Source organism: Streptomyces sp. NPDC047841 (genome assembly GCF_040704085.1).
GTDB lineage: Bacteria > Actinomycetota > Actinomycetes > Streptomycetales > Streptomycetaceae > Streptomyces > Streptomyces argyrophylli.
Genome location: NZ_JBEYRP010000067.1, coordinates 1 through 12,509 on the forward strand (window position 1 = coordinate 1; position 12,509 = coordinate 12,509).

Here is a 12,509-nt window from a genome sequence, read left to right on the forward strand (position 1 = left end):
GGGAACTCCACCGCATCCCCGGCGCCAGCCACGTCGACCTCTACGACAAGAAGCAGTACATCGACCCCGCCATCGACAAACTCACCGACTACTTCACCACCCACCTCACCACCAACTGAATAGGCGGCAAAGGCGGCCGGCCGGGATCACGCGGCGGCCGGCAACCCGGACGGCTCGTCGGGGGAAGGCCCCCGGCCGCCCAGGCGCCAGACGCCGAGGCCGTCGCGGAAGAGCCGGCGCGTCTCGGCGGTGGCCTCCTCGACGTCCCGTCCGCCGCGCAGGGCGCGTTCCCGGGCGACGCGGGCCCTGCGCAGGGCGCTCTCCCGGGCGGCCGCGGCGTCGGCCGCCTCCGGCACGACGTAGAAGTGCTGAACCAGTCGGCCCTGGTCGGAGCGGAACGCGAACCCTACGAGCCAGACAGTCCTGGTGACCATGAGAAACGCCCTTCGGGCAATACGTGAGGGCCACGATGAGCCGTTCGGCGCGGCCTTGTATTGCGGCTGGTCGACGATGGCCGGGTCATTGACTCCCTAAGTGTTCACAGGACGCGCCGGTCCCGGCATGCGTCACATGACTGTCGTCGTGACGTGCGTCGCGGTCATACGTGCCGACCTGTGACGAGTGTGTCCGTCTCCAGCCGTGGACAGCGTGGTGGCTCGATCCCGCGTCTTGCTTTAATGACCATTCCAGAACTGGGGGGTGGGGATGGACAAGGCGGAGTTCGGCCGGCTGCTGCGTGCGGCGCGGCAGCGTGCGCTGCTGACGCTGGAGAGCCTGGCCGAGGCGTCCGGCGTGAGTGTGCGGGCCATCAGCGACATGGAACGGGGGCAGAGCCTGCCACGGCAGGCGACGCTCAGCGAGCTGATGGACGCCCTGGAACTCGACGAGGACGAGCGGCGGCGCTTCGTCGAGGCGGCGACGCGGCGTACGGAGAAGATCCCGCGGCAGTTGCCGCCGGACCTCGCGACGTTCCGCGGCCGGACGGAGGCGCTCACGGCGGTCCAGCGGCTCAGCACACATGTCGCCGGGCGCTGGGGAGCACATGTCGTCATCTCCGCGATCGGCGGCATGGCGGGGGTCGGCAAGACGACGCTCGCGGTGCACTGGGCCCACCAGGTGGCGGACCGCTTCCCGGACGGCCAGCTGTACGTGAACCTGCGCGGCTTCGAGGACTCGGGACAACCCCTGGACCCCGGCACGGCCCTCGCCGGGTTCCTCGACGTGCTCGGCGTGCCCAGCTCCTCGGTACCGCGCGGCACCGAGGAGCGGGCGGCGTTGTTCCGCGAGCGGGCGGCGTCCCGGCGGCTGATCGTCGTACTCGACAACGCGCGCGACGAGGAGCAGGTCAGGCCGCTGTTGCCGGCTTCGCCGGGGTGCCTGACGATCATCACCTCGCGCAGTCAGCTGTCCGGCCTGGCCGTGACCGAGGGCGCCACGCTGGTCGGTCTGGACGTGTGGTCGCGCGAGGAGGCGCTGGCCGCGCTGGCGGCCAGGATCGGCGAGGAGCGCTGCCGGGCCGAGCCCCGCGCGGCGGCGGAGCTGGTGGAACTGTGCGGGTACCTGCCGCTGGCGGTGGCGATCGTGGGCGCGCAGGTGAGCGCGTCGCCGCAGGTTCCGCTGGGACCGTTGGCGCGCGAACTGAGGGAGTCCCGGCCACGGCTGGACGCCCTGTCCAGCGGTGACCGGCGCGTCGACGTCCGTGCCGTGTTCTCGTGGTCGTACCGGGCCCTGACGCCCGGGACCGCGCGGTTCTTCCGGTACCTGGCCCTGTGCCCGGGACCGTCGGTGTCGGCGGAGGCCGCCGCCTCGCTCGCGGGCGTCGGTACGGCGGCGGCCCGGCGGCACCTGCGGGAGCTGATCTCGGCGAACCTGCTGTCCCGGGACGCCGAGGGACTGTACGTGCTCCACGACCTGGTGCGGGCCTACGGCGCCGAACTCGTCGAACGGGAAGGGGACGACCGGCTCGGCGCCGAGACCCGGCTGCTGGACTACCTGCGCTACAACGCCCACTGGGCCAACCGGCTGCTGGGGCGCGCCGCCTCCACGTCGATCGGCCCGCCGGCCGAAGGGGCGGTGCGCGTCCTTCTCGACACCCGCGAGGAGGCGCTGGTCTGGTTCCGTCAGGAGGAGTCGACGGTCGCGGCGGCGCTGCGTTCCCTGGAGGATCCGCGGCTGCTGCGGTTCCGCATGAACCTCACGCAGGACTGGGTGACCTACTACTCCGTCACGGGCCGCTGGACGGAGGAGATCGAGACCAAGCGCATCGGCCTGGACGCCGCCGTGCAGCTGGACGAGCCGGCCGCCATCGCGCGGAACTCCGCGGATCTCGCCCGCGCGCTGGCGGAGACGGGCCAGGCCGACGAGGCCGACCGGCAGGTCGAGTTGCTGCTCGGGCTGCTGGACCGGCTGGACCCGGTGGACCGCGCGGCCATCGAGCGGAGCATCGGCTGGGTGCGGGGCCGGCAGAAGCGCCACACCGAGGCCCTGCACCATGCCCGCAGGGCGCTGGAGATCTACCGCTCCCTGGGGGACGAGGGCACCGTGGCCCGCGAGATGAACGCGGTCGGCTGGTATCTCGCCCTCCTCGGCCGGTACGAGGAGACGATCGCCCTGTGCGCGGAGGCGGTACCGCTGCTGCGGCGGCACGGCAACGTCCGTATCGAGGCCGCCGCCCGGGACACCATGGGCTACGCCCGGCAGCGCCTCGGCGACCTCGACGCCGCCATGGCGGACTACCGGGAGTCGCTGCGGCTGTACGGTGAGGGCTTCGACGGCTACAACCAGGCCGAGGTGCTCGACCACCTCGCGACCGCGCAACAGGAGGCCGGTGACCGTGCGGGCGCCCGGGAGAGCTGGCTGCGGGCGGCCGACCTGCTGAGCGCGATCCACAGTCCGCGCGCGGAGCGGATGCGCGCCAACGCGGACGCCGTGGAGGCGTCCGAGACCTGAGCGGGCCGGTACCGCGGGCGGCGGGCGGGTTTGACGTGGGAGCGGTACGTGCGGGAGCCGGGCAGCGCCTACGCGGATGCCTTGGAGGCGCCCGACCCGCCCACCGGCCCCACCGGGCCCACCGGGCAGACCTGACCGGGCCGGTACCGCCGGTGGCGGGCGGCGGACGGCGGACGGCGGGCGGGGTTTGACGCGGGAGCGGTACCTGCGCGAGCCGGGCCGCGCCCACGCGGCCCGCCCCCGTACGTCGTACCCCCCGTGTCCCCGCCGCCCGAAGGGACGCCGCCGCATGCCCGCTGTCCGGGCGGCCGTCCCCCGGCGGGGCAAGCTGCATGCCAACTGCCTGGTTCCGCGGCCTGCGCTCCAGTGGGATGGGAGCAGGCACGAGAGCGCTCCGTGGACGGGCGGGAGCGCTCGCACGAACAGGGGGCACGATGAACGCGCAGACCAGGCTCTCCCCTCTCATCACGGTCGAAGAGGCACAGCCCGCGCTGTCACTCGTCACCCCCCGGCGCGGGGCGCCGTCGGGCGGCCCGGGGCTCGTCGGCCGCGACCCGGAACTGCGGGCGCTGGAGGGCTTCCTGCGCGAGGCGAGGGTCCACGGGGCGGCGCGGGTGGTGTGCGGGCACGCCGGTGCCGGCAAATCGGCGCTGCTGGAGGCCACCGTCCAGGCGGCGGCGGCCACCGGCATGCGCGTCCTGCGCTGCACCGGCATCCGGGGCGGCAACCCGCCCGACCTGTCCGGCCTGCTCCAGATCCTCTGGCCGGTCCTGGCGGACCCGCACGGGTCGCCGGCCGCCGGGCCGCTCGATGCCCTGGAGAGGGTCCTGGTCGACGGCGCTCCGGCGCCGGGCGGGCCGTCGTGGCTGCCCTTCGCCGTCCTCCAGGTTCTGGAATCGGTCAGCCGTGCCGGGCAGCCCCTTCTGGTCGCCGTCGACGACTGGGACGCGCTGGACTCCCCCAGCAGGGACGTGCTGGCCTTCGTCGCCCGGCGGACCGTCGGCCATCCGCTGGCGCTGCTGATGACCTCCCGCCCGCACCGCACGCTTCCGGCCGATCTGGCCGGCCTGCCCCGGCTGCCGCTCGGCCCGCTCGGCCCGGCCGAGTCCGCACGGCTGCTGGCGGCGCGGCGTCCGGGCCTGGACGCGCAGGCCGTGCGCGAGCTGCTGGCGACCGCGGCCGGCAACCCCCTGGCGCTGCTGGAACTCCCGGCCGGCGCCGAGGACTCGACCCCTTGCGTGCCCGCCTCGTCCGACCGGCTGGCCTCCGCCCTGGCGCCGGGCGCCGCAGGCCTGCCCTCCGGGACGCGGGACCTGTTGCTGGTCGCGGCGCTGTACCCGGCGGGAGACCTCCCGCTGCTGCTGTCCGCGGCGTCGCTGACCGGGGGCGCGGAGCTGGACTTCACCGCGCTGGAGCCCGCGGAACGGGCGGGCCTCGTGACGTTCGACGGCATGCGGCTGCACTTCGGCCACCCCGCGACGCCGGGTGCGGTGGTCCACGGCACCGACCCGCGGCGCTGCCGTGCCGCGCACGCGGCCCTGGCGGCCGTCCTCGCGCCCGGCTCGGTGCAGATGCTGTGGCACCGGTCGCAGGCGGTCCAGGAGTGCGACCCGGAGCTGGCCGGCCGCCTGGAGGCGGTGCACGCCCAGGCGCTGGAGCAGTGCGAGCCCCTCATGGCCGTCCGGCTGCTGCGGCGGGCGTCCGACCTGCACCCGCTGCCCGCCGACCGGGGCCGCCTCGCGCTCAGGGCCGCCCAGCTCGCCCACGTCCTCGGCCTGGAGCGCATGACGCGGACGATGGCGCACCGGGCGCTTCGCCACCCGCTGGGCCCCCTGGGCAGGCTGTGCGCCGAGGCCCTGGCCGGGACCGGGAACGGCGGGCAGCGGCCGGCCGACCCCGCCGCCTGGCCCGTGCCGGCCGGTGCCGACGAGCAGGAGAACGCGCTGGAGCTGGCCCGGATCACGGCGCCCTCGGTCGCGGGCGACGACGCGCGCGCCGAGGCGCTGCTGGCCTTCCTCGACGGGATGCCGGACGCCTCGGACGACCCCCGGCTGCTGCAGGCCATGGCCACGGCCGGCCCGGTGCGCCGTGCCGCGACCGTCCTCGCGGGCGTGTCCGCCGTCCGGCACCTGGCGGACGTGCCCGTACGCGACCTCGAACGCCTGGGTGAGGCCGCGCTGCTGGCGGGCGACCCGCTGCGGGCGCTGGACCTGTACCGGCAGGCGGAGCGCCGCCACCGCTTCCACGACCTGTCCGACCAGCTGCCCCGGGTGCTGCTGTGGCAGGGGCTGGCGCACCTGTCCATGGGCGACCGGGGCCAGGGCGGCCACGCGTTCCGGCGGTGCGCGGAACTCGCCGAGGCGTACGGCCGGCACCACCACGCGGCGGCCGCCCGCCTCCTGGAGGACCTCGTACGAGGTCTGCGCACCGGTGGCACGGTACGTCCGGGCGGTGCCGCGGACCTGGAGGCGGCCCGGCGCTCGGTGCGTTCGATCGACGCGGTGCTCGCGGTCGGCACGGCCTGCGCCCTGGTGGAGGCGGGCGAGTACGGGGCCGCCTGGCCAACGTTGTCATCCCTCCTGGCGGACCCGCGCAGCCGCCCGGCGGCCCTGTCCGCCCTGGTCCCCTTCGCGGAGGCCGCCGAGGCCGAGAACGCCTCCGAGGAGGCGCGCGCGGCCCTCGACCGGATCGAGGCGGAGCTGGGCGCCGAGTGCCCCCCGGTGATCGCCCTCCGGCTCGCGGTGGCACGCGCCGTCCTCGCGGACGACCAGGACGACCTGGGCGGCCAGTACGTTCATGACGCCCAGGACGCCCCGCCGCCGTCCGGGCGAGCCTTCGCCGAGGACCTGTCCCGCTGGCCGTGCCTCGAAGCGCCGCTGCGGCTGGCCCAGGGCAGGCGGCTGCGGCGCCGGCGGCAGTTCGCCGACTCCCGCGCGGCCCTGCGCCAGGCGGCGGCCGGGTACACCATGCTGGGTGCCGAGGCGCGCCTCGCGCGGATCGCCGGGGAGCTGCGGGCCTCCGGGGAGCGGGCGGACGGCGCCGCCCCGGGCGCGTCCCGGCCGGTCGCGGCCCGCGATCTGCTCACCCCGCAGGAGCTGCGGATCGCCGAACTCGCCGGCCGCGGACTGTCCAACCGTGAGGTCGGCGAACAGCTCGGCCTCGCGCCGCGGACCATCGGCGCGTACCTCTACCGCATCTTCCCCCGGCTGGGTGTGACGGCACGGGCCCAGCTCACCGACGTGCTGCGGGACCTCCACGCGGCCTGATGGCGGCCGGGGCCGCCCGTCAGCCGGAGCCGATCCTCGCGGCGAGCTGGGCGCGGGAGGAGACGCCCAGCTTGGGGAAGATCTGGTACAGGTGCGAGGCGACCGTACGGGGCGACAGGCGCAGCTGCTCCCCGATGGCCCGGTTGGTCAGGCCCCGGGCGGCCAGGCGGGCGATGGTGAGCTGCTGCGGCGACAGCACGCGGGCGATGTCGTCCGTGGGGGAGTGCCCGTCCGCGGCCCGGCCGGTCGCCCTCAGCTCGGACGCCGCCTGCTCCGCGCGGGCCTGGGCTCCCAGGGTTCGCAGGACGGACTCGGCGGTGGCCAGGGGCGTGCGGGATTCGGTCACGCGGCGCCGGCGCCTGAGCCAGGCTCCGTAGCCGAACTGGGTCATGCCGTGCAGCAGGGGCCAGACGCCGGCTCCCGGCCGCAGCGCCCGGCGGTAGCGATCCTCCGCCTCGTCGTCCGGGGCGAGGACCGCGTCGGCGTACGCCAGGATCCCTTGCGACAAGGGCGCGCGCCCCGCCTCGGTCAGGGCCGTGACCTCCTCGACGACGGTCCTGGCGTCGGCCTGCTCCCCGGCGGGCAGCGCCGCCTCGGCCAGGAAGGCGAGCCCCCAGACCTGCTCGAAGGCGTACGGCGCCGCCGGGCCGGTGAACAGGGAGCGCAGCCTGGCGTAGGCCTCGACGTACCGGCCCGTGCCGGAGGCGGCGAGGGCGCGGGCGAGCGCGGCCACGTTCAGTTGCCGGTTCTGACCGAGGCGCAGGGACGCCTCCTCGACCTCCGCGGCGTACTCCAGTGCCTTGTCGTGCTGCCCCCGCAGGGCCGCGATGATGCCCAGCGTGCCGGTGGCCCTCGCCACCCAGTCGGGCTGCCCCGTCCGGCCGGCGATCATCCGGCCTTCCTCGGCCAGCGCCTGGGCAGTGTGCCACTGGGCGCCGAGCCAGATCTGGCCCATCGCCCTCGGTACGAGGAGCTGCGGCAGCCGCCCGTACCGGCCGCCGGCGCGGAAGACGGCCTCCGCCCCCTCCAGCAGCGGCGCCGCCCGGTCGAGGTCGGAAACGAGCTGAGCGACCTGTCCGGCCAGATGCTGCTCGTCACCGTGGGCCGGGACCGGGGCGGGGTGCGACGGCTGCGCACGCAGCGGTGAGAGGGGGGCGGTCAGCGCCATGACGGCGATGTCCCGTGTGTCCCGGGGCCCGGACCGCAGTTCCTCGAACGCCCGCAGGACCATGCGGCGTTCGCCCGGACCGGCCTGCTGCCACCAGCACCTGCGTGCCGCCGCGTACAGCAGTTTCTGCGCGAGCGCGGAATCCTGCGGGGCTACGGCGCGCGCCGCCTCGCACAGTTCGGCGATCCGCTCCCGGCCGACCGCGCTGTTGCCCGGCAGCAGATCGTGCACCCACAGCAGCAGGGCACGTCCGTACGTCCCCAGCTCACTCGGGTCGATCTGGCGGGCGTGCCGGAGCGCCTGGTCCGTCAGACCGTGGTCGCAGGCGAGTTCGGCGGCGCGCAGCAGCCGGGCCGCCCTGCGTTCCGGGTCCGGGGAGAGACGGGCGGCGCGTTCCAGGGCGGCCAGGGCCACGAGGACGCCGGTGCCCGGACGGGCGCCGGCCGCCAGCGCCTCCAGCCGCCGCGCGAGTTCCTCGTCGGGGCCGGGCACGCACTGGGCCGTGTGCCAGGCGGCGTGGGGAGGGCTGGTGAGGCTGCGTCCGAGCGCGTGGTGAGCGGCCAGGCGCCGGGCCGCCGACTCCCGGTGCAGCACGGCCGGACGGAGCAGCGGCTCGGGGAAGGACAGCCGCCGGTTCTCCTCGGCGTCCTCCTCCTCGAGGTCCACGGCCCCGGCGGCTCCGGCCGACTCGGCGACGAGTCCGCGGGCGAGCGTCTCGGCGAACCCGGCGCTGGCCGCCTGCCCGCTGCCCAGCAGCAGGGTGCTCGCGCGCAGGACGTCCCGGGTGACCGGTGAGGCGCTCAGCGCGGCGGTGAGCAGCACGGTGCGGGCCGGTGCCGACAGCCCCTCCACGTCCGCGGCGTACGCCTCGGCCAGTCGGGAGGTCGCCGGGAGCATGCCGAAGCCCGCCGCGTCGCCCAGATGGCCGCCGTCCAGGGAGAGCTCCGTCAGGGCGAGCGGATTGCCCCGCGCCACGGCGAGGACGAGCTGCTCCTCGGCGTACCCGGTGGCCCGGCCGGCGCGGGTGACGAGCGCGCGGGCCAGGGGAGGGGGGAGGCTTCCGAGCCTCACCGTGACCGCATGGGGAACCGGCCCGGCGTCGTGGGCCGACCGCTCGGCGACGATCAGGCCCACCGGTGTGCCGCCGCAGAGCCGGGCCAGAGCGCGCAGGGTGTCGCGGCTGGCGTCGTCGAGCCGGTCGAGGTCGTCCACGCACAGCAGCACCGGCGTCGGTGCCACGGTCAGCAGCCGCATCACCGCTGCGGCCAGCTGGGAGGGGGCCGGCGCGGCCGGGTCAGGGGCGCCCGGCGCATCCGGTACGCCCGTACCCGGCGCGGCCACGCCACCGCCGAACGCGGCGTCCAGGACGCCTCGTTCGCGGGCCGGCAGGTCGGTGATCCCGGGCAGGGCGGGGCGCAGGAGGCGGTGCAGCGCGGCGTGCGGCAGTCCGCGTTCGCCGGGTGCCCACGCCGTCGACAGCACACGTATGCCCTGGCGGTCGGCCGCCGCCGCGGCGAAGCGGACGACGGCGGACTTGCCGGTGCCCGGAGCGCCGCTCAGGTGGAGCACCCGCCCCTCGCCGCGGGGCAGGGCCGTCAGCAGTGCGGCCACCATGTCCCGTTCCCGCTCCCGGCCGAGCAGGCCGGTGCCGTCCGGCCCGACGTCGTCCGAGCCGATGTGCGCGCTCATCCCGTGCCTCCCAGAATCCCCCGGTGCGCCGCGGGTGTGTCCGCGGCCGTCCTTCCCCGCGCGTGCCCACCTCCCGCACGCGCGTTCACCGCCCCTCCGCATGGCTGTCCGTTCACACTCTCACCGCATCACGCACGTGTGCCGGAACCGGGACGGCGTGCTCACTCACACGTCCACTCGTCCGGGAACGTGCTTTCCGCGCCCGCCGCCGTGTACAGGTCGCGGATACTGACGTCGGTTCCGAACTCCAGACGGCCGAAGACCCAGTCGATCGGGTGGCACTCCCGTGCGTCGGGCAGCTCCACGACGATGGGGACGGCCTCGGGGCGGGCGGCCGCCGGGGCGTGCCGCCAGGCCCCGCCGTTGTGACGCGTCAGGATCTCGCCGACGTAGCAGCCGAAGGCGACGAGGGATTCCGCCATGTCCTCGCCGGTCACTCCTTCGGCCCGGAAACCGTCGACGATGTCCTCCACCAGGCAGATGCTCTCCGGACTGTAGTCCAGCTCGGCACCGCTGATGTCGGCCGCGGCCGCGACGATGGCTGCGGCGTGCCGGGGCGCGTCGGCAGGCTCCAGTGGGGGGTTCAGGTGCAGCTGCATGTCGGTCCTCGGGCCGTTTGCCGTCAATGGCTCCGAGGCTAACCGCACAGCACCCGGCGGAACATGTCCCTGCCCGGATCGATATGGAACGTCGGGGTCCAGGCGTGCGCACGGAGGTGCCCCGCGTGTCACGTATGCAGTCGATCGACTGGTGCTGCGGATGGCCGCACCTGTCAGGGTCGGTGCCGAGGCAACCGACGAAAGGATCTCGGTGTGGCACGTCCCCGTGGATTCGACACCGACGCGGCAGTGGAACAGGCCATGGCCCTGTTCTGGAGGCAGGGCTACCGCGCCACGCCGATGCCACGGCTGACAGAGCTGCTGGGTATCGGCAGCGGCAGCCTGTACGCCGCCTTCGGTTCGAAGGACGGCCTGTACGCCCAGGCGTTACGGCGTTACTGCGACGATCTGGTGGCGGCGCTGGACCGGGAGGTGCGGGCGGGGGGCGACATCCGCACGGTCTTGCGGCGGCTGCTGCTCGCGATGGTGACGGCCGACGCCGCCGAACCGGAACGCGGCTGTCTGCTGGTCAACGCGATCGTCGAACGCGCGGCGCACGACGGCACCGTGGAGCAGGCCGGTACGGCCATGACCGCCATCGAGGCCGTGCTGACCGAGGCGCTCGAACGCGCCCGGGTACGCGGGGAACTGTCCGGTGAGCGCAGTCCGGTGGAAGTGGCCCGCTTCCTCACCACGTTCATCCAGGGCCTGCACGTCATGAGCCAGGCGCGGGCCGACCGGGCGTTCCTGGAGCCGGCCGTGGCCGTGGCGCTGCGGGTCCTCGACTGAGTCCGCGCGCCCGTCGGTCATGTGGCCGCGGCCGGTCCCTTCAGTCCCCCGAACCGGCTTGCGCAGCCGTTCCTGGGTTGCCGTCGTCGCCGGGCGGCAGTCAAACGACTGATCCCCGGCAGGCCCGTGGCCTCGACAATCAGCAGGAGACCGGCGACCGCGAGGAAAGGGACCGCACACCCAATGACGATCATCGACAGCCCACTGCCGGACAAGGAGCGCGAGATCGCGGGACGCGCGCTTCAGGCGACCCTGGTCGACCTGCTCGACCTGTCCCTGGTGGCCAAGCAGGCCCACTGGAACGTGTACGGGCCGCGCTTCCGTTCCATCCACCTCCAGCTCGACGAGGTGGTCACCACCGCACGCGACCACGCCGACGTGGTGGCCGAACGCGCCGCCGCGCTGGGCGTCAGCCCGGACGGCCGGGCCGCCACCATCACCGCCACCAGCGGGGTGCCCGCCTTCGCGCCGGGCTGGACGAAGGACGTCGACGCGATCGAGGCCCTGGTGCGGGCGTTCGCCGCCGTCATCGGACGGGTGCGGGAGCGCGTCGAGGAGACCGGCCCGGCGGACGCGGTGACCCAGGACCTGCTGATCGGCCTGACCGCGGACCTGGAGAAGCAGAGCTGGATGTTCCAGGCCGAGAACCGGGGCTGAGGAGGCACGGGGACGGTCCCCCGCGCGGGGCCGTCCCGCAGCACACGTGTGCGTGCCCGCCCCGGGCGCGGGACCGTCACTGCCGGCGGCGTGCCCGCAGGGCGGCCGCCTTGACGCGGTTCCCGCAGGTCCACATCGCACACCATTCCCTCCGGCGGCCCCGGGAGCGGTCGAGGTAGACCTGTGTGCATTCGGGGCGCCCGCACTCGCGCAGCAGCGCGGCGTCCCGGCCCGCGACGATCTCGACCGCCTCGCGCGCCAGGTCGGCCAGGGCCTGGGCGGCCGTGCCGCGGCGGCTCGTGCCGCCGGGCCCCAGCCACAGGGCCACCGGCACTCCGGCCGCCCGCCGGTTCACCGCGGTGACCGCGCCGGCGGGAAGGGCGTCGCCGTCGAGCCGCGCCCGCACCAGCAGGTAGATCGCCTCCCGCAGTTCCAGGGCCGCACGCAGGTCCGCGTGGTCGGAGACGGGCCGCTCGTCGAGCAGCCCGGACTCCACGAACCAGGAGTCGAGCAGCCCGGGTGCGCCGATCCGCTCGATCGGAACCGTCGCACGCCGCTCCTGCAGGGTGCCCACGAAGTCGAGGGTGAGCGTTCCGCACGGAAACACATGTCTCACATGGTCCTCCTGACACAGGGAAGTGGACACCCTTCCAGAGTAACCACCTTGACAGGTGACGCGTGCCATGGGAATCTCTCGTCACCGGTCAGACCAGTTACTTCCCAGTGAGGACACCCCATGGCAGTCGTACGGTTCCATCTCGTCTCCACGCTCAGCCCCAAGGACGTGCTGCACGTACTGACCGACTTCGGACCGTCCCGGGCCCAGGCCTGGCCCACGATCGACGCCGGACACTTCGAGGTCCACGGCCTCGGCGACACCTGGGCCGAGGTCACCGAAGGCACCGCCGCCGCCTGGGAGCGCGCACGCTACGAGTGGGAGCCGGACGGCGACACGGTCACCATCACCACCCTCGACTCCAAGCTCTTCGGAGCCGGCGGCGGCTGGGTCTTCCGGATGACCCCCGAGGGCGACGGCACCCGGGTCGACGTCGAGCTGACACGGCAGCCGAGCACCTTCAAGGGCAAGATGCTCGCCTCGCTCCTCCCCCTCGCCGCCCCGTCGTCCCTGCGCAAGTCCTTCTCGGGCCCCCTGCGGGCGCAGTGAGCCGCCTGCGGGCCCCGGAAAGACCCGGAGGGAACGGCGGTCCGCATGCCGAAGGGGCCGACAGCGCGCGCTGTCGGCCCCTTCGGCATGTGAACCGGCCCCGGCTCAGTCGGTGGTGGTGAGGTGGGTGGTGAAGAAGTCGGTGAGTTTGTCGATGGCGGGGTCGATGTACTGCTTCTTGTCGTAGAGGTCGACGTGGCTGGCGCCGGGGATGCGGTGGAGTTCCT

At 74.7% G+C, this 12,509-nt stretch carries 9 protein-coding genes and 2 pseudogenes; 6 read left to right on the forward strand and 5 right to left on the reverse strand.

Annotated features, from left to right (window positions below):
* A pseudogene (locus AB0947_RS42185) lies at positions 1-119 on the forward strand (alpha/beta hydrolase); the annotation flags it as partial.
* A 27-nt stretch (positions 120-146) separates the two neighbouring features.
* Here the strand turns inward: AB0947_RS42185 and AB0947_RS42190 are convergent.
* The gene (locus tag AB0947_RS42190; RefSeq protein ID WP_366755662.1) at positions 147-434 is read right to left on the reverse strand and encodes a hypothetical protein; all 288 of its coding nucleotides are present in this window, start codon (positions 432-434) and stop codon (positions 147-149) included.
* A 271-nt stretch (positions 435-705) separates the two neighbouring features.
* On the opposite strand from AB0947_RS42190, the gene AB0947_RS42195 reads away from it, so the two are divergent.
* Together AB0947_RS42195 and AB0947_RS42200 are read left to right on the forward strand one after the other, a co-directional pair.
* Positions 706-2,949, forward strand: coding sequence for a helix-turn-helix domain-containing protein (locus AB0947_RS42195; protein ID WP_366755663.1), 2,244 nt, complete (start codon positions 706-708; stop codon positions 2,947-2,949).
* Positions 2,950-3,383: 434 nt separating this feature from the next.
* A complete protein-coding gene (locus tag AB0947_RS42200) occupies positions 3,384-6,215 on the forward strand; it encodes an AAA family ATPase (RefSeq protein ID WP_366755664.1) in 2,832 nt (943 codons plus the stop codon).
* Between the two features lie 19 nt (positions 6,216-6,234).
* Here AB0947_RS42200 and AB0947_RS42205 read toward each other — a convergent pair whose 3' ends face one another.
* Positions 6,235-9,072, reverse strand: coding sequence for a LuxR family transcriptional regulator (locus AB0947_RS42205; protein ID WP_366755665.1), 2,838 nt, complete (start codon positions 9,070-9,072; stop codon positions 6,235-6,237).
* Positions 9,073-9,233: 161 nt separating this feature from the next.
* A complete protein-coding gene (locus AB0947_RS42210) occupies positions 9,234-9,671 on the reverse strand; it encodes a hypothetical protein (RefSeq protein WP_366755666.1) in 438 nt (145 codons plus the stop codon).
* A 213-nt stretch (positions 9,672-9,884) separates the two neighbouring features.
* Here AB0947_RS42210 and AB0947_RS42215 point away from each other — a divergent pair, with 213 nt between their 5' ends.
* Both AB0947_RS42215 and AB0947_RS42220 read left to right on the forward strand, forming a co-directional pair.
* Positions 9,885-10,460, forward strand: a complete 576-nt coding sequence (locus tag AB0947_RS42215) for a TetR/AcrR family transcriptional regulator (protein ID WP_366755667.1) — start codon at positions 9,885-9,887, stop codon at positions 10,458-10,460.
* Between the two features lie 183 nt (positions 10,461-10,643).
* Complete coding sequence (locus AB0947_RS42220; RefSeq protein WP_366755668.1) at positions 10,644-11,117, forward strand: DNA starvation/stationary phase protection protein; 474 nt, start codon at positions 10,644-10,646, stop codon at positions 11,115-11,117.
* A gap of 76 nt (positions 11,118-11,193) precedes the next feature.
* On the opposite strand, the gene AB0947_RS42225 is transcribed toward AB0947_RS42220, so the two are convergent.
* Positions 11,194-11,733, reverse strand: coding sequence for an ABATE domain-containing protein (locus AB0947_RS42225; protein WP_366755669.1), 540 nt, complete (start codon positions 11,731-11,733; stop codon positions 11,194-11,196).
* Positions 11,734-11,853: 120 nt separating this feature from the next.
* Between AB0947_RS42225 and AB0947_RS42230 the strand changes: the two genes are divergently transcribed.
* Positions 11,854-12,282, forward strand: a complete 429-nt coding sequence (locus tag AB0947_RS42230) for a hypothetical protein (protein ID WP_366755670.1) — start codon at positions 11,854-11,856, stop codon at positions 12,280-12,282.
* Between the two features lie 105 nt (positions 12,283-12,387).
* Here AB0947_RS42230 and AB0947_RS42235 read toward each other — a convergent pair.
* Positions 12,388-12,509 (reverse strand): annotated as a pseudogene (locus AB0947_RS42235) (alpha/beta hydrolase); the annotation flags it as partial.